General features: G+C 56.1%; 22 protein-coding genes. 15 read left to right on the forward strand and 7 right to left on the reverse strand.

Features of this window, described 5'->3' with window-relative positions:
• Window positions 1-218: 218 nt before the first annotated feature.
• From Q1A43_RS11865 to Q1A43_RS11880, 4 genes are read left to right on the forward strand one after another with little or no spacing between them, the layout of a single operon-like run.
• On the forward strand, window positions 219-1,034 hold the full coding sequence (locus tag Q1A43_RS11865) for a TatD family hydrolase (protein ID WP_299935355.1): 816 nt from the start codon (window positions 219-221) through the stop codon (window positions 1,032-1,034).
• Window positions 1,031-1,831, forward strand: a complete 801-nt coding sequence (locus Q1A43_RS11870; protein ID WP_299935358.1) for an MBL fold metallo-hydrolase — start codon at window positions 1,031-1,033, stop codon at window positions 1,829-1,831. The genes Q1A43_RS11865 and Q1A43_RS11870 overlap by 4 nt, the downstream gene beginning before the upstream one ends.
• Before the next feature lie 46 nt (window positions 1,832-1,877).
• A complete protein-coding gene (locus Q1A43_RS11875; protein WP_299925825.1) occupies window positions 1,878-2,807 on the forward strand; it encodes an AEC family transporter in 930 nt (309 codons plus the stop codon).
• A gap of 48 nt (window positions 2,808-2,855) precedes the next feature.
• Entirely contained in the window at window positions 2,856-3,800 is a 945-nt protein-coding gene (locus Q1A43_RS11880; RefSeq protein WP_299935360.1) for a DMT family transporter, read from the forward strand.
• Here Q1A43_RS11880 and Q1A43_RS11885 read toward each other — a convergent pair.
• Complete coding sequence (locus Q1A43_RS11885) at window positions 3,718-4,407, reverse strand: thiamine diphosphokinase (RefSeq protein WP_299935362.1); 690 nt, start codon at window positions 4,405-4,407, stop codon at window positions 3,718-3,720. The genes Q1A43_RS11880 and Q1A43_RS11885 overlap by 83 nt on opposite strands.
• A 138-nt stretch (window positions 4,408-4,545) precedes the next feature.
• Here Q1A43_RS11885 and Q1A43_RS11890 point away from each other — a divergent pair, with 138 nt between their 5' ends.
• Window positions 4,546-7,065, forward strand: coding sequence for a hypothetical protein (locus Q1A43_RS11890; protein WP_299935364.1), 2,520 nt, complete (start codon window positions 4,546-4,548; stop codon window positions 7,063-7,065).
• A 127-nt stretch (window positions 7,066-7,192) separates the two neighbouring features.
• Here Q1A43_RS11890 and Q1A43_RS11895 read toward each other — a convergent pair whose 3' ends face one another.
• Together Q1A43_RS11895 and Q1A43_RS11900 are read right to left on the reverse strand one after the other, a co-directional pair.
• The gene (locus Q1A43_RS11895) at window positions 7,193-7,438 is read right to left on the reverse strand and encodes a DUF2842 domain-containing protein (protein ID WP_299925833.1); all 246 of its coding nucleotides are present in this window, start codon (window positions 7,436-7,438) and stop codon (window positions 7,193-7,195) included.
• Window positions 7,439-7,442: 4 nt separating this feature from the next.
• Complete coding sequence (locus Q1A43_RS11900; protein WP_299935367.1) at window positions 7,443-8,756, reverse strand: adenylosuccinate synthase; 1,314 nt, start codon at window positions 8,754-8,756, stop codon at window positions 7,443-7,445.
• Window positions 8,757-8,829: 73 nt separating this feature from the next.
• Here Q1A43_RS11900 and Q1A43_RS11905 point away from each other — a divergent pair, with 73 nt between their 5' ends.
• Together Q1A43_RS11905 and Q1A43_RS11910 are read left to right on the forward strand one after the other, a co-directional pair.
• Window positions 8,830-9,342: a GNAT family N-acetyltransferase gene (locus tag Q1A43_RS11905; protein WP_299935370.1), complete on the forward strand. Its 513-nt coding sequence runs from the start codon at window positions 8,830-8,832 to the stop codon at window positions 9,340-9,342.
• Window positions 9,343-9,382: 40 nt separating this feature from the next.
• Window positions 9,383-9,778 (forward strand): DUF6524 family protein, encoded by a 396-nt coding sequence (locus Q1A43_RS11910; RefSeq protein ID WP_299935373.1) that lies wholly within the window; start codon window positions 9,383-9,385, stop codon window positions 9,776-9,778.
• A 14-nt stretch (window positions 9,779-9,792) separates the two neighbouring features.
• Here the strand turns inward: Q1A43_RS11910 and Q1A43_RS11915 are convergent, their stop codons facing one another.
• From Q1A43_RS11915 to nthA, 3 genes are read right to left on the reverse strand one after another with little or no spacing between them, the layout of a single operon-like run.
• Window positions 9,793-10,128, reverse strand: coding sequence for a nitrile hydratase accessory protein (locus Q1A43_RS11915; RefSeq protein WP_299935376.1), 336 nt, complete (start codon window positions 10,126-10,128; stop codon window positions 9,793-9,795).
• Window positions 10,125-10,805 carry a nitrile hydratase subunit beta gene (gene nthB, locus Q1A43_RS11920; RefSeq protein WP_299935378.1) on the reverse strand — a complete coding sequence of 227 codons (681 nt, stop codon included), beginning with the start codon at window positions 10,803-10,805 and terminating at the stop codon, window positions 10,125-10,127. The genes Q1A43_RS11915 and nthB overlap by 4 nt, the downstream gene beginning before the upstream one ends.
• Window positions 10,802-11,425: a nitrile hydratase subunit alpha gene (nthA, locus tag Q1A43_RS11925; RefSeq protein ID WP_299935380.1), complete on the reverse strand. Its 624-nt coding sequence runs from the start codon at window positions 11,423-11,425 to the stop codon at window positions 10,802-10,804. Before nthA ends, nthB begins: the two co-directional genes overlap by 4 nt.
• Before the next feature lie 129 nt (window positions 11,426-11,554).
• On the opposite strand from nthA, the gene secG reads away from it, so the two are divergent.
• The 3 genes from secG to Q1A43_RS11940 all read left to right on the forward strand — a co-directional run bounded on the left by secG (window position 11,555) and on the right by Q1A43_RS11940 (window position 14,727).
• Window positions 11,555-11,929 (forward strand): preprotein translocase subunit SecG, encoded by a 375-nt coding sequence (secG, locus tag Q1A43_RS11930; protein ID WP_299935382.1) that lies wholly within the window; start codon window positions 11,555-11,557, stop codon window positions 11,927-11,929.
• A 387-nt stretch (window positions 11,930-12,316) separates the two neighbouring features.
• Window positions 12,317-13,960, forward strand: a complete 1,644-nt coding sequence (locus Q1A43_RS11935; RefSeq protein ID WP_299935420.1) for a CTP synthase — start codon at window positions 12,317-12,319, stop codon at window positions 13,958-13,960.
• A complete protein-coding gene (locus Q1A43_RS11940) occupies window positions 13,957-14,727 on the forward strand; it encodes a hypothetical protein (RefSeq protein ID WP_299935423.1) in 771 nt (256 codons plus the stop codon). Before Q1A43_RS11935 ends, Q1A43_RS11940 begins: the two co-directional genes overlap by 4 nt.
• Window positions 14,728-14,780: 53 nt before the next feature.
• Here the strand turns inward: Q1A43_RS11940 and Q1A43_RS11945 are convergent, their stop codons facing one another.
• Window positions 14,781-15,359 carry a hypothetical protein gene (locus Q1A43_RS11945; protein ID WP_299935425.1) on the reverse strand — a complete coding sequence of 193 codons (579 nt, stop codon included), beginning with the start codon at window positions 15,357-15,359 and terminating at the stop codon, window positions 14,781-14,783.
• Between the two features lie 33 nt (window positions 15,360-15,392).
• Between Q1A43_RS11945 and rlmJ the strand changes: the two genes are divergently transcribed.
• From rlmJ to Q1A43_RS11970, 5 genes are all read left to right on the forward strand, one after another.
• Window positions 15,393-16,178, forward strand: coding sequence for a 23S rRNA (adenine(2030)-N(6))-methyltransferase RlmJ (gene rlmJ, locus Q1A43_RS11950; protein ID WP_299935428.1), 786 nt, complete (start codon window positions 15,393-15,395; stop codon window positions 16,176-16,178).
• A gap of 147 nt (window positions 16,179-16,325) precedes the next feature.
• Window positions 16,326-16,769 carry a TerB family tellurite resistance protein gene (locus Q1A43_RS11955; RefSeq protein WP_299925858.1) on the forward strand — a complete coding sequence of 148 codons (444 nt, stop codon included), beginning with the start codon at window positions 16,326-16,328 and terminating at the stop codon, window positions 16,767-16,769.
• 51 nt (window positions 16,770-16,820) lie between these two features.
• Entirely contained in the window at window positions 16,821-17,261 is a 441-nt protein-coding gene (locus Q1A43_RS11960) for a TerB family tellurite resistance protein (protein WP_299925860.1), read from the forward strand.
• Window positions 17,258-18,013: a PhnD/SsuA/transferrin family substrate-binding protein gene (locus Q1A43_RS11965; protein WP_299935430.1), complete on the forward strand. Its 756-nt coding sequence runs from the start codon at window positions 17,258-17,260 to the stop codon at window positions 18,011-18,013. The genes Q1A43_RS11960 and Q1A43_RS11965 overlap by 4 nt, the downstream gene beginning before the upstream one ends.
• Before the next feature lie 98 nt (window positions 18,014-18,111).
• Window positions 18,112-18,888, forward strand: a complete 777-nt coding sequence (locus Q1A43_RS11970) for an amino acid ABC transporter ATP-binding protein (RefSeq protein WP_299935432.1) — start codon at window positions 18,112-18,114, stop codon at window positions 18,886-18,888.
• Window positions 18,889-18,922: the final 34 nt, after the last annotated feature.

An 18,922-nucleotide genomic window follows, 5' to 3' on the forward strand; every position in this document is an offset into this window, starting at 1 on the left:
CGTCAAAACCTTGCGCCCAAAATGGTTACCGAGCGGTTAACCAAATAGGTGGCATTTGGGGCCATCCGGGGCCGCGTGGCAAAAATAACTCAGTCATGTGGCACCAGGGCAGTGCTCTGGCCGAGCAATCTGCGGTGTTCGGAAAACCGACCATAGTTAAGGTGTCCATCTTGACCCTGCCGCCCCCTTCCCCGATACCTCAGAGGCAAGGAGTTCCCATGACCATCACGATCACTGACAGCCATTGCCATTTGGATTTTCCCGATTTCGATCAGGAGCGCCCGGAGATCATTTCCCGCGCCCTAGAGGCCGGTGTCACACGCATGGTCACGATCTGCACCCGTTTGCGCAATGAACCACAGGTGCGCGCCATCGCCGAGGCTCATGATCCGGTGTTTTACGCCGCAGGCACCCACCCGATGAGCGCCGCCGAAGAGCCGCTTGCCAGCGTGGATGAGTTGATCGCCCTGTCACAGCACCCCAAGTTTGTTGGCATTGGTGAAACCGGTCTGGATTATCACTACACTGCTGACAGCGCTGAGATTCAAAAACAAAGCCTTCGGGTTCATATCGAAGCCGCACAGGAAACTGGCCTGCCACTGATCATCCACGCCCGCGCCGCCGATGACGATATGGCTCGCATTTTGACCGAAACACACAAGGCGCGGCCCTATTCATGTGTGATGCATTGCTTCTCTAGCTCGGCCGAGCTTGGCCGTGCCGCACTTGATCTTGGCTTTTACCTGTCGATGTCCGGCATCACCGCGTTTCCCAAAAGCCAAGAGTTGCGCGATATCTTTGCCAGCGCCCCGGTTGATCGCATTCTTGTGGAAACCGATAGCCCCTATTTGGCCCCGCCCCCCTATCGCGGCAAACGCAATGAACCGTCTTATGTGGTAAACACCGCACAAAAAGGGGCCGAGGTCTTTGGGATAAGCTATGCGGATTTCGCCGCCCAGACCGAAGCCAATTTTGAGCGCTTGTTCGCCAAGGCGGCGCAATCGCAACCCGTTCAGGCCAAGGCCGCCTCATGAGCGGTGAGCTGCGTTTTACCATTCTGGGCTGTGGCAGTTCGGGCGGCGTGCCGCGTATCGGTGGGCATTGGGGGGATTGCGACCCGACCAACCCGAAAAACCGCCGCCGTCGCTGTTCCATGCTAGTCGAACGCGAAAGCGAAGGTGGCACCACAGCCGTCTTGATCGACACCTCACCGGATATGCACGCGCAGCTTATTGATGTTGGTATTTCCAAGGTTGATGCGGTTGCCTGGACCCATGGTCATGCCGATCACGTCCACGGGCTCGATGATCTACGCCAGATCGTTTTCAACACCCGCGAGCGTTTAAACGTTTGGGCCGATGGTCCGACCCAGAACGATCTGATCTCGCGGTTTGGATACGCCTTTGTGCAACCCAAAGGCTCGCCCTATCCGCCGATCCTCAACATGCACACAATTGACGGGCCGTTTACGATTTCGGGGGCTGGTGGTGACATCACCTTGACCCCGTTTGAGGTCAATCATGGGGCGATCGACGCACTAGGGTTCCGTATCAACGATCTTGCCTATCTGCCCGACGTCGCCACCATTCCCGATGAGGCATGGGCACATTTGCAAAACCTTGATTGTTGGATTTTGGATGCGCTGCGCCGCACACCACATCCAACCCATGCCCATCTCGATCTGGCCTTGGAATGGATCGCCCACGCGACCCCACGCCGAGCAGTTTTGACAAACATGCACATCGACCTCGACTATGCCACGGTTGAGGCGGAAACCGCAGACCACATCACACCGGCATATGATGGTATGACGATCCGCTATGCTTTGTGATCGCAGCCATGCCCAGCGCGTTTTGAGCGCAAGGTCACTCTGACCCATGCAAGCGTTGCTCGATGTCATTCTCCCGGTTTTTCTGGTCATTGGCGCAGGCTATGGCGCGGTGTGGCGGGGATGGTTTTCGGATAGCGCCGTTGATGGGCTGATGTCCTTTACCCAGAATTTCGCGATCCCATGTTTGTTGTTTCGCGCAATTTGGACCTTGGAAATAGGCCCCGACTTTGACCCGTTTGTGTTGCTTTCCTTTTACACAGGCTCGGTCACCGGCTTTTTTGCAGGGCTGCTTGGGGCGCGCTATTTCTTTAACCGCGATTGGGAAGACGCCGTCGCCATTGGCTTTTGTTGCTTGTTTGCGAACTCGGTCCTGATTGGTTTGCCCATAACCGAGCGCGCCTATGGGGCGGATGCGCTTCAGGCGAACTATGTCATCGTCGCCTTTCACTCGCCGTTTTGCTACGCCATTGGCATCACTGCGATGGAGCTGGTCCGCGCCCGTGGCACCCCATCACGACAGGTTCCGGGCAAGATCGCGCGGGCGATGTTCAAAAACGCTTTGGTGATTGGCATCACGCTTGGGGCCATCGCCAATATCACCGATCTCCATATTCCCGGCCCAATCTCTGATGCGCTGGATATGATGATCCGGGCTGCGCTTCCGGCCGCTCTTTTTGGCATGGGCGGGGTCCTGTTTCGCTATCGCCCCCAAGGGGACAGCCGCGTCATTGCATATATTTGTGTGGTGACCTTGGTTCTGCACCCGACCATCACTTGGACATTGGGCACTGTCACCAATCTCTCAACTGCTTCCTTCCGCTCAGCGGTTTTGACCGCCGCCATGGCACCGGGGATCAACGCCTATGTCTTTGCCAATATGTATGGCCGGGCCAAGCGCGTTGCGGCCTCAGCGGTTTTGATAGCCACGGCTTTGTCGGTTCTGACGGTCTGGGTTTGGTTGTCTCTTCTGCCCTAGGCACGTCCCCCCTTGCGGCCGCGTTGCGACGCGCCTAGCGTGCCGCTCATGACCACCCCACATCAAGATCGCCCTCTTCTCGGCATTTCCCTCATGCTCGGCTTTTGCGTCCTTATTCCTTATAGTGACGCCTTGGCCAAATTGCTTGGCCCACATCTTTCGGTGGGCCAGCTGGTGACCCTGCGATTCATCTTTCAAGGGCTGATCCTGATCCCGCTCGTTATTCTGACACGCCGCCCTTGGCGCGCATCGGGGCGCACGTTGGCTTTGATCATGGCGCGAACGGTTCTACAAATCCTTGGCATCGGGTTGATGTTCACCTCGCTGATCTACCTGCCCTTGGCAGATGCGGTGGCGATTGCCTTTGTCATGCCGTTTATCATGCTTCTTCTGGGCCATTGGTTTTTGGGTGAAGAGGTTGGCTCTCGTCGGCTTATCGCCTGCGCCGTTGGGTTTGTTGGCACCCTGCTTGTTGTGCAACCGGCCTTCAGCGATGTCGGCTGGCCCGCATTGCTCCCGCTTGGGGTTGCGGTTGATTTTGCGTTGTTCATGTTGATCACACGGAAAATCTCGGGCCAAACCGATCCCATCGGGATGCAGGCCCTCTCTGCGCCTTTGGCGTTGGTGGTCCTTATCCCGCTACATCTCTTGCCACTCGACTGGCCGGGTCTAAGCTGGGTCACGCCGCAACCGGCCATTTGGGGGATGGTTGTGGCCATGGGCGTGGTCGGCACCCTTGGCCATCTGCTGATGACATGGTCGCTGCGCTATGCGCCGGCCGCAACCTTGGCCCCGATGCAATATCTTGAAATCCCGGCCGCCACGTTCGTCGGATGGTTAATCTTTGCCGATCTGCCCGGCCCTCTGGCAAGCCTTGGCATCGCGATCACCATGGCCTCAGGTCTTTACATTATTCTGCGCGAGCAGGCCATCTTGCGGCACTCTGCGACAAGGTCAAAGTCACCTGAGGCAGGGCCTCGGGCGGCAGAATAATCAACATCCCAGGCCCATCCATCTCCAATGTCACCGGGCCGGTAACCTCGTTTGACGTTCCGATCCGCCCGTCCGGGCTAAATTCTATCCCGTCTATTGGCCAGCGAAGTCCCTCGGACCGTCCTGTAACTTCAGCCATGGGAAAGAGGGAAAACCGCATCCCGATTGGCAGGTCCAAAACAAGTCTAGGAGGCGCAACCAAAACCACGTCATGCGCCCCCACCAAAACACAGCACTGATCGGACCGGCGCACCAACACGGTTAACGCCGCCAGCTGGTGATCGACCCGCGCACCCAGAAATCCGTGTGCTTCGATTAGCGGGGCCTCGATGTGGCGCAGGCATTTGTCAAAGTCGGTGCTATCTTGTTCGGCGATATGCATCAACACACCCGGAGCCAATTGCGCCTGTAGCGCTGGATCAAGCGAATCCATGTCACCAATCACAGAATCAGGCATACGCCCGCGCGCCAACACCTCGGCCGCGCCGCCATCAGCCGCCACAATGGTTTGTGACACCTTCATCGCATTGGTTAACGCGTCCTCGGCGCACTCCCCGCCGCCAACCAATAAAACAGGGCTCAGAGCGTGAACAATTTTAGTATTCATGTCCAATTAATGGCCTTTTAGGAAACAGATCACAATCATGCCACGAAATGATACGCTGAAGATCACAGATTCGGTCAGCTTTCGACGCGGTCTACATGGTAAACACATTGTTGCAGAACGAATGAAAGTGAGCAGCACATGGTGAGTTCGAGCAAGATTCTTACAGTGTCTTATGGCACCTTTTCTTGCACCGCAGAAGGATTCGAAGATCCGCTGGCGGTGATGAAAGATACAACGCATTTTTTCCGCTCCGTTGTGGGCGAAGATCGTTTTTTTGGCGCTGAGCCGCCACAGTTTGATCCGGAACTGGCATCCGAATTGATGCGCGAACAACTCGCGTCACATCAAGGTGGTCAGGTACGGCTGGATTTGCCCGGTGCCTCTGTTGGCAAAGCAACGGCTGCGTCTTCTGGTGCATTGGCCGCGGCGTTGGCCGCGGGTCCGACCCGTGCAAAAGCCGAAGAGCACGCACTTCCTGATGATGATACCATCGAAGCAACGGCCTATGAGCCCGAGGTTGAACACCTTGAGGTCTCAGAGCCAGTTTCCGAGGAACTCACAGCCGAACGCGATGCAGTCGAAGACGCCCCTGCAGCGTCAGATGAGACATTGATCGCAGATACCACACAAGAGACGGATGATCTCGACCTTGACGCATTGCTTGTCGAGGACGCAGATCAGGCGGCCGACCTGGCCGAGCCGGTTGGGAACGCGCCTGCTCCGCGTCCCACCGGTGCCGCCAGTGTTGCTGCCAAACTGGACCGCATTCGTGCCGTTGTTGCCGACAATGACGCCAGTGACGCCCTTGCCGAAGACGAAAATGATGATGACGCTCTAAGCGCTCTACTGGCCAATGCCACGGCACAAGCAGATCATAGTGTGGATTCTGCCGCTGATGTCTCAGACGACGTTGTCGAAACGGTCGAAGATGCCGCTGAGCTTGTGGATGACAATCTCTTCACCGATACAATTGCCGGGTTGATGCAGGCCGATGTTGAAGGCCAGAGCGCCGATCAGGATGACCTTGAAGCGTCAGAGGACATCACGCCTGAACCGGAACCCAATCTAGATCAGGTGCTGGAAACAGCCTTTGACGAAGACGAAGGTGAATTTGACCTCGTTGCGGCTTTGGATCAAGTCGACAAAGCCGAAAGCGAACAGGCGCTGGTTGAAGACGATGATCCTTTGGCGGCCTGGGATGACGATGTCGAGGAAGACGATGCAGATCACGGGCATAGTGACATTTTGGGCGGGGATATCGCCGCGGCCGTTGCTGGTCTGACCGACACTGCCTTTGACGACGAAGAGGACGATGCTCTCTTTGACGATGAAACGGTTGAAGAGTTAATGGCTGAACCAGCATCAGAGCCTGTGCCTGTGATCGACGCCGACCCAGAACCTGAGCCGACCCCTGCGCCACGCCGTGTGCGCGCCCGTGTGGTAAAGGTTAAGCGCTCTGACTTCGATCGTGCCGTACAATCTGGCCAGCTCGAGGAAGTGGTTGAGGAGGCAAGTGCCGTTCCGACACCGCCCGCTGCCCCGGTTGAAACGCCACCAGCGACCCCGATGGCCTCAAGCAGCAGCCTCTCTGATGAAGAAGAGGATGAGTTGGCCCGTGAGTTGGCCGCTGTCAAAGCGGAACTGGCTGGCGAAATGGCTGGTTGGGACGATGAGGACATCGTTGATACTCCCGCCACAAACGACGCGCCCGCACCAAGTGCCGAAGCGGACGATTGGGGTTGGGACGATGAGGACGAAGACGACCTGGTTGCGGCCACGTCTGATGATGCGCCCTTGCGCCTCGACAACCCCGTCGCACCTGCTGAGCTCGAAATTGATCTGACCGCCGCTATCGACGGGGCGCGCAAAGCTGTCAAAATGGCAAGCCCGGCCCGTGCGATGCTGACCGAGCAAAGTGTTGAGGACAATGACACCTCACGCATTCTGGACCAGACCAACACCGAACTTGAGGAACCAGAAGGCAACCGTCGTCGCAGCGCCATTGCGCATCTGCGCGCCGCCGTGGCTGCGACCAAGGCGGATCGCCTTTTGGGGCGCAAACCGACCGCAGACGAAGAGACCGAGCCATATCGCGAAGATCTGGCAAACGTCGTGCGTCCGCGCCGCCCACAAGCAGGCGGAGCCCGTACCGAACGTCCAAGTGTTGAACCTCAACGTGCAGCACCGCTCAAACTGGTCGCGGAACAGCGGGTCGAAGACAGTGCCGACACAGCCGAAGCACCCGCTCCGGTACAGGTGACACCTGTGAGACCACGTCGTGTGAGCCGCTCGGCCCCCGCAGCGGCTGCGCCTCAACGTTCTGAACGCCCACAAGAAAACGTCGCTCCGGCTCCGTTGGCTCAACCGTCTGGCGACAGCGACTTTGCAGCCTATGCCGAAAGCGTTGGTGCTCAAGAGCTACCTGACCTACTCGAAGCGGCGGCGGCGTATATGTCTTATGTCGAAGGGTTGGATCAATTCTCACGCCCTCAACTGATGACAACTGTTCGTCAGGCAGAGGCCCAAGAATCGAGCCGCGAAGATCGGTTACGCAGTTTTGGCCAACTGCTTCGCGACGGCAAGATTGAAAAAACCTCTGGTGGACGCTTTACAGCTTCCGACCGGATAAGCTTCAAGCCATCACGGGCGGCGGGGTAACACTCGCACGCAAACGACTTCAAAAAAGGCGGCTCAGATGAGCCGCCTTTTTACGTTCCGATGGGTACTAAAAGTGGGACGGTGGGTGGGGCGCATTTCCAAAGGAAACAGCGCCGACCCGCCGTTCTTATTCCTTCGGGTCTTGCTCAGGGTCCGCGTCAGGATCGGCCTGACCAATCCCTAGAAAGATGGGTTTCAATGGAAACACCCACCCAACGCCCAAGGCCACATAGATCACCAACTCAACGACCTTTGGCAAATCCGAAACCCCAACACGGTTCGCCACTGTCACGGCCACCATGATATAGATCGGCATGCCAATCAGCAGTATTACCAGCGACCAGCGCCGGCGGGCTTTGTAACTCAGCGCCACGCCATCAATCCTCGAACGGGTCAGTCACAAGAATGGTATCGTCGCGCTCAGGCGAGGTCGAGACCAATGCCGCAGGGCATTCGATCAACTCTTCGATACGACGCACGTATTTCACTGCATTGGCCGGTAAATCGTTCCAGCTCCGCGCGCCCTCTGTGCTTTCGCTCCAACCCGGCATTTCTTCGTAAATTGGGGTGCAACGCGCCTGCTGATCGGCCGCAGTCGGCAAATAATCCAGCTTTTCGCCATCCAAATCATAGCCAACGCAAATTTTCAGAGTTTCAAACCCGTCCAAAACGTCCAACTTGGTCAGGCAGATGCCTTTGATGCCAGACGTGGCACAGGTCTGTCGGACCAAAGCCGCATCGAACCAGCCACAGCGACGCTGGCGCCCGGTTGTGGTGCCAAACTCGTGACCGCGTTCACCAAGACGCTGACCGTCTGCATCGGGGTTACCTTCGGCGTCTAGCAATTCGGTAGGAAACGGTCCTTCGCCAACACGCGTGGTGTAAGCTTTAACGATTCCAAGCACATAGTTGATCGATCCAGGGCCAATCCCGACACCTGTCGCGGCTTGACCCGCAATCACATTCGACGAAGTCACAAAGGGATAGGTCCCGAAATCAATGTCGAGCAACGCGCCCTGCGCTCCTTCAAACAAAATCCGTTTTCCGGCCTTGCGCTTTTCGTTCAAGACTTTCCACACCGGAGCTGCATAGGGCAGGATTTCAGCCGCGATCTCTTTGAGCTGTGCTACAAGCGCATTACGATCAACCGGCTCGATTCCGAGACCTTTGCGCAGTGGATCATGGTGCTGCAACGCGCGATCAACACGGGCTTCAAGGGTCGCTTCGTCCGCCAAATCAGCCACGCGCACAGAGCGGCGGCCAACCTTATCCTCATAGGCTGGTCCAATCCCGCGACCTGTGGTGCCGATCTTCGTGCCTTTCGATGCGGCCTCTTCACGGGCGCGATCAAGCTCTCCGTGAATCGGTAGGATTAGCGGTGTGTTCTCAGCAATCATCAAGGTCTCGGGCGAAATTTCGACGCCCTGATCACGTACCGTGGCGATCTCTTTGACAAGATGCCAAGGGTCCAAAACCACGCCATTGCCGATCACCGACAATTTGCCACCACGCACCACACCAGATGGAAGCGCATGAAGTTTATAGACTTTTCCGTCTACAACCAAAGTGTGGCCCGCATTGTGGCCACCCTGGAATCGCGCAATTACATCTGCGCGGCTCGACAGCCAGTCCACAATCTTGCCTTTGCCTTCGTCGCCCCACTGGGCGCCCACGACAACCACATTCGCCATAACTCATCCTCTCGGTGATGGTTTTCAAACCCGCGCCGGTATATCCAAGCGTATCGCAACAGGAAACCGCAAAATGGACGCATCTGCACAAACCGTCATTTCTTATCGATGGGCGACCGCCGAAGACTATGAAACTTTGGGCAAAATCATGTTTGCAGCCATTCACGCGGAACCGAGCCCCTACACGCCTGCTCAAAGGCTTGCTTGGTGCCCGAAACCGCCCTCAGGTGCAGATTGGATGGCCAAGCTCGCATCCCAACAAGTCGCTGTTGTCGAGATCGATCAAAAACTGGTTGGGATGATGACCTTAGAGGAAACCGGCTACCTTGATCTTGCCTTTCTCCTGCCGCAGGCACGCGGTCAGGGGCATTTGGCCAAGCTGCTTGAAATGATCAAAGATCGCGTCCGCGACTATAAGCTTGATAAAATCATCACCCATGCCAGCCTCGCTGCTCAATCGCCGTTTACAGCCTTGGGGTTTCATACCCTTCACCACGAATCTGTGCCGCGAAATGGCGAAACCCTGCAACGGGCTGAAATGCGCCTTGAGCTCAAAAACACTGGACGCGACGCGTCAATCCGCTAGACAAGACGTCGCCCAAATCGGGCCCTAACCGGAGAGCATTATGAGTTTCTTTCTGCGCTGGCTGTTTGCCTTTGTCCTTTTGGCCGCGACCTATAACCCAACCGAGTGGAACTATGTCCGCTGGGCCATGGCAAATTGGGATGCCCAATTGCCTTTGGTTGTGTTGGCCGGTTTGGTTTTGGTGATTGGCTATGTGATCTATATCCGCGCCACGCTGCGCAGCATCGGCGGCTTTGGCATGCTCTTGGTGGCGGCCTTGGTCGGTGCCATTCTCTGGGTTCTTTGGGATTTTGGCCTGTTGGATTTTGAAAACCCCAAGGTCACCACTTGGGTTGGCACTCTTGCCCTATCCATCGTGTTGGCAGTGGGCCTGAGCTGGTCGATCATACGGCGCAAGTTGTCGGGTCAGGTCGATACCGACGACGTAGAGGAATAGAGGTAGGGTGGGATTCATCCCACCTCCCCGGTTTCAACGCGCACAGGATCGCCATGTGGGGTTGATAAATAGGCGCGTTCCCAACTGGATTTCAGCGCGCTTAGCGCCTCCATTTCGGCAACAGACTTAGCTGCACAAATGTGCTCCAGAGCCGTGACCCAAGCGAGAAAATAGTCGTCACCGCCGTCTAGCTCCTTGGCCAAACCGTTTTCAGCCAGAACCGCGCCAAAAACCTCGGTCCATTCGGGCCACTCAAAAACGCCACGCTCGTTTAGATAGACCGCCAAGGCAAAGGCCTGAGCATGCCATGGTGCCTGAAACACCGGCTCTGGGGCTTCAGAGCCGCTCATGCCACCGGTTCCAAATAGCTTTGCCAAAGATCACAGGTCACCTCATCTCCGGCTCGTTCTGGCTCCCCCCACAGGTCCCCGGCGTCAAAAACCACCGTGTAAAGCGGCTCGGGCTGCTCCCCCAAACGGTGCGCGGAGGCGTCTGGTAAAACGTGACACCCGTGAGACAAGATGACTTCACCTTCAACACCGGCGGCATAGGTGGGCAATCTTGTGTGACCACCATCAACAAATAGATTGCGGGCGATGCGCCGGGTTTTTACCCGATCCCCAACTGCAAATTGCGGAGCCGGGCCTAGCCGATCCGCAGGGCCACCCGCCGCCAATACACCAGCAACGTTTTGGGCCTCTAGCTTGCGCTCTTTCAGGGCGTCAGGCGCAGGCTGCACAATCTGTCCTGCCAACTCATCCCTAGTCACCACGCCACTTTGGACAAGCAAATCAGCCAGTCCGCCCATCCATTTTTCATAATAGGTAAATCGGCTGTAATCTTTTGGGGAAAGACATTCGCGAGCGTGGCGGGAAATATCAATATTCCACTTGCCCAAAGCCCCAGCGGCAAGCGTCAATGCCAAAGCACGGGCATGCCAATCTTTGGCAAAAGCCGGATCAGTGTCGGAGCCAACCGGAACCGGTCCGTCGCCAAACCGCCCGCCCATGTCGTGAACCCGGCTCATGTGGTCACCTCTTTGGCGAGGCCGGTCCCAATCATCGAATCGCGGGTGACAAGGTTTGCCAGCTCAGCTTCACTCATCCCCTCCGTCCCTTTCGGACGTTGCGGAATGATCAGATACCGAACTTCGGCGGTCGAATCCCAAACGCGCACTTTTTTATTCTCAGGCAAAACCACACCAAACTCGGCCAAGACTTTGCGCGGTTCCCGAACGACTCGGGCGCGGTAAGCGTCGGATTTGTACCAACCCGGCGGAATGCCCAAAAGCGGCCATGGATAACAAGAACACAGGGTGCAAACGACGATATTATGTACCGCTTCGGTGTTCTGAACCGCCACCATATGTTCGCCCTGACGCCCGTAAAAGCCCATCTCGCTGACGGCGGCGGTGGCGTCTGACATCAAAGCAGCATGAAATTCAGCGTCAATCCAAGCCCGCGCCACGACTTGGGCACCGTTTTGTGGCCCAACCTTGTGCGCGTAGGTTTCGATGATGGCATCCAGTGCGCTGGGATCAAGCAATCCCTTGCGTTCTAGAAGCGTTTCCAAGGCCTTGACCCGCAAAGCAGGATCCGGCGGAAGCAGTGAATGCGGGGGGCAATCGTCGTGGTGATCATGAGGCATGGCGTGATCATGGCGCGACTGTTGGCCTGCGTCCAGCGCTTTCACGCCCGATAGACGCGACTACCGCTTGCACCGCGCCCGCGCATCCCCTACATAGCCCGGCAGAACCGAATGTATGCTGCAGGCCCCATGGAAAACGTCATTCTCATTGTCCACCTTCTTCTTGCCCTCGCCCTTATCGGCGTGGTGCTCATGCAGCGTTCCGAAGGCGGTGGCCTCGGGATGGGTGGCGGAGGCGGGGCCATGAGCCAACGCTCGGCCGCAACAGCCATGGGCAAAGTGACCTGGGTTTTGGCGATTGCCTTTATCATCACCTCGATCACCCTGACGGTGATTTCGGCGAAAAACGCGTCGGGCACATCGATCCTTGATCGCGTCGGTGGCGGTGCTCCTGCTGCTCAGCAAAGCGCCGATCCAGCTGGCGATTTGGACACCGATGCACTTCTTCCGCCGCCAACAGCGGGCGGTGACGCAGATGCGCCATTGGTACCGCGCGCCGACTAAGGCCGGGTCAAACCATCACGAAAAAAGGGCGGCTGTTTCGGCCGCCCGTTCTTTTTCCCGGATTGATGTCGTCCAAGCTGCTTTGTGACGATCTTTTCACAGTTCAAAAGGCCTAGCCCATGTCGCCCCTGTCAGGACGAGATCCCTGTTGTCATGCCTCACTGCCAGTATTTGCCGTTAGTTCTGCGCGAAACAGGCCCCTAAGCGGGTTTTGTTCTCTTGGCCTGATCCACAACAGTTTGCAGGTCTCGAAAATCCAGCAACATCATCTTGCGCTGAGCTTGCCAACGCCTCTCGAATCCTCTATATCTCGGCTCCCGTGATATAGCTCGGCAAATTCTCAGCCTAAGCTCATAATAATACGCAAAATCACGGGGTTAGCCCAATATGGCACGCTTTATCTTCATCACCGGTGGTGTGGTCTCTTCGCTTGGCAAGGGTCTTGCCTCCGCTGCTTTGGGCGCTTTGCTGCAGGCACGCGGCTATTCCGTTCGTCTGCGCAAGCTTGATCCCTATCTCAACGTCGACCCCGGAACCATGTCACCCTTTGAACATGGCGAAGTGTTTGTGACCGACGACGGGGCCGAGACCGATCTCGACCTTGGTCACTACGAACGCTTTACCGGCGTCCCTGCCTCGCGGACTGATTCCATCAGCTCGGGCCGGGTCTATACCAACGTTTTGGAAAAAGAGCGGCGCGGCGACTACCTTGGAAAAACCATTCAGGTCATTCCACATGTGACAAATGAAATCAAAGACTTCATCAGCATTGGTGAAGATGACGTTGATTTCATGCTGTGCGAAATTGGTGGCACGGTTGGCGATATCGAAGGCCTGCCCTTTTTCGAGGCGATCCGCCAGTTTGCCAATGACAAGGCACGTGGCCAGTGTATTTTCATGCACCTGACCCTCCTGCCGTTTATCAAGGCCAGCGGTGAGCTGAAAACCAAACCAACACAGCACTCGGTTAAAGAGCTGCGCTCGATCGGTCTTGCACCTGATATTCTGGTTTGCCGTTCCGAAGGGCCGATCCCAAAGAAAGAACGCGAAAAACTGGCGCTGTTCTGTAACGTGCGCCCCGATAGCGTGATTGCCGCGCAGGATTTGAAATCCATCTACGAAGCCCCCCTCGCCTATCACCGCGAAGGCATGGATCAGGCGGTTTTGGATGCGTTCGGCATTGCCCCCGCCCCCAAGCCCAACCTGAGCAAATGGGAAGACGTCGCCGACCGTGTGTTCAACCCCGAAGGCGAAGTCACCGTTGGCATCGTTGGCAAGTATATTCAGCTTGAAGACGCCTATAAATCCATCGCCGAGGCGCTGACCCATGGCGGCATGGCCAACCGAGTCAAGGTCAACATCGAATGGGTGGACGCGGAAACCTTTGAACGCGAAGACCCCGCCCCGCATCTGGCCAAATACAGCGCCATTTTAGTGCCCGGCGGCTTTGGTGAACGCGGGACCGAGGGCAAGATCAAAGCGGCGCAATTCGCCCGTGAAAACAATGTGCCCTATCTGGGCATCTGTCTTGGCATGCAAATGGCGGTTATCGAAGCGGCCCGCAATGTTGCCGGGCTGTCAACCGCTGGCTCCGAAGAGTTTGATCATGAGGCGGGCGAAAAGCGTTTTGAACCAGTGGTTTACCACCTCAAAGAATGGGTTCAGGGCAACGAAAAAGTGTCGCGCAAAGTCACCGACGCCAAGGGCGGCACCATGCGCCTTGGGGCCTATGACGCGGTTCTAAGCGAAGGGTCACGCGTTGCCGAGGCCTATGGTAGCACCTCAATTGATGAACGCCACCGCCACCGCTATGAAGTCGACATCGCTTATCGCGAGAAGCTCGAAGAAGCAGGTTTGAAGTTCTCAGGCATGTCCCCCGATGGTCGTCTTCCCGAAATCGTCGAATGGCCCGACCACCCTTGGTTCATCGGTGTTCAGTTCCACCCGGAACTCAAATCCAAACCATTCGAACCGCATCCGCTATTCAAAGATTTCATCCGCGCCGCAAAAGAGGCCTCGCGGCTGGTGTGATCCGTTTCTTAACTCAAATCACGGTGTTTTTTCTGCTGGGTACCTCAGTCACCGCCCAGCAGATTCGTACTGTTGAGCGAGACGAAATTGAGGTTCACCTGACGGGGCTTGAGGATTTTGACACACTCACCCCATCCGCTCTTCCTGGAAATAGCTACGCAAGACGTTTGGCATTCCCCGGTCTAAAAATTGGTAGCCATTTCGACGGGCAAACAGCATTCATAAATAGAGCTCCACTAAAAAGGTGGGGAGCAAGCCAAGGACCAGCGCGATCTCCACTCAAAGTTCCTCAAAAAACAATGCTGAGCCGATTGAATGTGATTGCTGACGCAGATGAGAGTACTTTTTTAGCCTCTTCAATTCAGTTAGATTTGAGATCGGCGCATGGGCTTCGACAGTATATTGCCCCCCTTGCTTACCCAAACCTGCAAAGGCGCATTATGGTCGGCTACGGCCCGATGGCCGTGTCTTTCAAAGATACGCAGTTCGCCTTTGGCTTTTCACTTGTTCTCGTGAAGTCTTTGGTGCCCAAGCAGCCCAAAGTAAAACTGGAATTTTACGCAAAAGACGGGAGCACTATAGGCGAACCTATGCTTTTGGAAACATTCGGCGAATACACGTTTTTGGAGACGAGCTTTGATAGAGTGGTTTCGGGGTTTAGCTTGGAAAACATCGGCGATGTTCCTGTCGGAATTGACGACATTGTATTTGAAACTCCGCTTATGCTTGGCCGACTAGGAGGCCCCCTGCACAGCTACCTCAAATAGCGAAACGTCGCTCGAAACCATCTCCCGTATCAAGAGACAACTCTGGATATGTTTCAGCCAGCACCAATCAGCGACCCAATCAAACAGCCCCAACCGTTTTTGGTTCCGCATAGGGTTTCGCCGACACGTTCGCCCATCATGTAGAGAAATCCGGCAAAGGCAAAACCGTGGGTGAAGAGAACAAGGCGTTCTTTGCCGTCATTGGCGGTGCGCAAAAGCGCGGCGTTCAGGTCGGGGTAGCTACGGTTGTTGCGGCGGAACTCTTTGCTCATGGTGTTGGCAAGATCGTAGTGCGAGCGAAGCGCCGCGCCGTTGACCCAAGTGAAGGCCCCAATGGCAATCACAAACAGCAACCCAAACGACCCGCCGATTTGCCCTTGGTAAAAGTGCAAAAACCCGAAAAGCGGAATGTAAGAGGTGATGAACAGCCCCCAAATGAAATCAATCTTTTGCCAGAACATCACAAAAATTCGCAGATAGTCAAAAAGCTCCTGCTCTTTGCCATCCTGCTCAAGCGGCCTGTTCATTGACTGTGCCTCAATAATTCTTGCTTCAAAATCAGTGGGCAGCTTACTGACCAAACGGTCAAGATCAAGCGGTTCGATCTGGACGTAGGTCGACAAGCGCGGCATATGCAACAGATACGGTTTGAGCGGGGGCTTTTCATGCTGTCTTACCAACACTCTTTTCATGCCGGAAATCTGGCCGACGTCCAAAAGCACGCCATTCTGGCCTTTGTGCTCGACTATATGACCTGCAAAGACAAACCGATCAGCTATATCGAAAGCCATGCGGGACGTGGGCTTTATGATTTGAATGATGCGGACGCCAACAAAACTGGCGAGGCGGCGCAGGGTATCTTGAAAGTTGCCGATTGGTTTGACGACTCAAGCCCCTATCTCCGGGCACTGGCCGCAACTAAAGACGCCCATGGGGATAACGCCTACCCCGGCTCGCCCCTTATTGCTCAGGCGCTTTTGCGGGCCAATGACAGTCTGCATTTGGCGGAATTGCATCCGGGCGAATACGCCGCCCTACGCGTCAACGCCCGTAGCCACACCACCAAGATTTACCAACAGGATGGTTTGGAGCTGATCCAGAGCCTCGCGCCACCAACGCCGCGCCGGGGCGTGTTGCTGATCGATCCGCCGTGGGAGATCAAGTCGGATTACCAAACCATCCCAACCACGCTCGCCAAATTGCACCGCAAATGGAACGTCGGTGTGTTGATGCTCTGGTATCCGATCCTGACCGATGGTCGGCACAAGCCCATGCTCGCGACCCTGTCGCAAAACTTCCCCGACGCCCTGTGTCACGAGGTTACCTTTCCTCCGGCGCGCAAAGGGCATGGCATGGTTGGGTCGGGCATGTTTGTGGTCAATCCGCCCTGGGGATTGGGCAATTTTGCCAAAGACCTCACAAAACGGTTCAAAAAGATGAGCAAAGGGTGATCCGGATCGGGCTTTTCCCCCTTTAATGTGGCGTGGGTGCGTCCCTATCTCACTAGATATGACGCAACCATAGAACCCCGACCACAAGATGTGTTAACATATCAGCAGCGGTCGACAACGGACCGCGGGGGAGAAAAGGAAATCCAGATGCTTGAGCAGTTGACATCGTTTTTTCAACGCAAACATGTGCCCGAGGCACCGCTTCCAAAACCAGATGCCAAATTGGCGCTTGGCACATTGTTGGTGCGTGTGGCCATGGCCGACAAGGCGTATCTGTTTGAAGAAATTGAACAGATCGACCGGATTTTGTCCAAAGCCTACGATCTGAACCCGATCGAAGCCGCTAAAATGCGCGCGACCTGTGAAAAAATAGCCTTTTCCATCGAGAACGATTCCGAAATGGCGCAGCTGATCCGCGACAATGTTGAGTACGACCACCGACGTGAAAAGGTCGAGGCACTTTGGCAGGTGGTGATTGCCGACGGTATTTCCGACGAACGCGAAACGGCGTTGGTCGATTTGATCGAAAAAGTTCTTGGCGTGAACGCCGAAGACTCTGAGGCCGCACGTTTGGCCGCCTCTATTCCGTGATCGACGCTGGGTGGATTGAGCTATGGCCGTTCCCACCCTATATCATGTGATATGTTTGGATCCTTTTTCTCCCGCCTGACAGCCGCTCAGCCCGGAACTCTTCCGGCCGAAGATTGTCGTCTTGCGCTGACCGCTTTGCTGGTCCGCGTTGCCCGCTCTGATGGCTACTATGATGCCGATGAACAGACGCGTATTTTGCACGTCACGCAAGCACGCTATGAATTGTCCGAAGCGGATGCGCTTACACTCCGGGGTTTGGCGGAAACCCTTGAGGAAGAGGCCCCCGACACCGTGCGTTTTACCCGCGAAATCAAGGACGCCGTACCACTTGAGGATCGGGTCAAAGTGATCGAAGCACTCTGGCAAGTTGCCCTTGCGGATGGTCAACGCGATCAGCACGAAGACGCCTTGTTGCGCTTGGTGTCGTCGATGTTAGGGATCAATGACCGCGACAATGCATTGGCCCGTCAACGGGTTGAACGGTCTTTATGATCTCTACCCTGCCCATGTATGACCGCGACGAAACCGCCGCGGCGAATGACATTCTATGGGCTCTGATACATGACGAACTGGGGTTTGGCCCGTCTGAACTCACCCGCTCGGATGACCTCTGGGATATGTGGACATCCCCCGAACTGATATTGGCCCAGACCTGCAACCTTCCCTATCGGCTGCGCCTGCATGGCAAGGTGCAGCTGATCGGCAGCCCGGATTACCAACTTCCGGGGTGCCCGCCGGGCTACTACAATTCCGTTCTGATTGCCCGCGCCGATGACACACGCGCCCTCCCCGACCTTTTGGGCGCACGGGTTTTGATCAATCAAAACCATAGCCAATCGGGATTTGCCGCACTGTGGTATCACGCCGCCAACTTCGGCCTCACGCCCAACGTCACCGCCGAAACCGGTGGGCATGTGCGATCGGCTTTGGCCGTTGCCAAGGGTCACGGGGATTTGGCGGCGATAGACGCAATGAGTTGGCGTTTGATCAAACGTCACGATCCCCATGCCGCCCAGCTGCGCGAAGTCGATCGCACGGCCCCAACCCCGGCAACACCTTTCATCACCAGTTTGGGCCAAAACCCAGAGATGATTCGCGACGCACTGCAACGTGCCATTGTGCGACTCGATCAAAAAACACGCGAAACGCTATCTTTGTATGCAGTCTGTGCGCTAGAGGATTCGGCATATCTCAACCTTCCGAACCCACCTACGCTGCACTTTGCACAGGTTAACGCGTCGTAAACCATCAAATGCACGTACCAGAATGGCGTTTTGCACATTGCATCGGGTCAAAGTTTTGCTGCACTCTGCCCGACAAAGAAAATTACCCAAGGTCAGCCGTGAACGCTTCCAATCCTGTTATCGAGATCCGCAACCTCCACAAAGCCTATGGACAGCTTGAGGTTCTCAAGGGCGTCGACATCACGGCCCACGCCGGGGATGTGGTCTCGCTGATTGGCTCCTCGGGGTCGGGAAAATCAACACTTTTGCGGTGTTGCAACCTTCTCGAAGACAGCCAACAGGGCGACATATTGTTCAAAGGGGAACCAGTCACTTGGAAGGGCAACGGGCTACACCGCCATCCTGGTGACGCAAAACAGGTGCTGCGCATTCGCACCAACCTGTCGATGGTGTTCCAGCAGTTTAATCTCTGGGCGCATATGACGATTTTGCAAAACGTCATGGAAGCCCCGGTCACAGTTCTCGGACGCGACCGTGATGAGGCCGAAACCGCCGCGCGCAAATATCTCGACAAAGTCGGGATTGGCGACAAATGCGATGTTTACCCTGCCCAGCTTTCCGGTGGTCAGCAACAGCGCGCAGCAATTGCCCGCGCGCTATGTATGGAACCCGAAGCGCTTTTGTTCGATGAACCGACAAGTGCGCTCGACCCGGAGTTGGAACAAGAGGTTGTCAAAGTCATCAAGGATCTGGCGCAAGAGGGGCGCACGATGCTGATTGTGACTCATGACATGAAGATGGCCTCGGATGTGTCTGACCATGTGGTCTTTCTTCATCAAGGTCTCATCGAAGAAGAAGGCGCGCCGGAACACTTGTTTGGCGCACCAAAATCAGAACGGCTTCAGGGGTTCCTGAAGTCGACAACACACGTTTGAAGTAAGGTCCGCAAAGGGCCAGCAATAGGGAGCA

The sequence above is a fragment of the uncultured Pelagimonas sp. genome (assembly GCF_947498515.1).
GTDB lineage: Bacteria > Pseudomonadota > Alphaproteobacteria > Rhodobacterales > Rhodobacteraceae > Pelagimonas.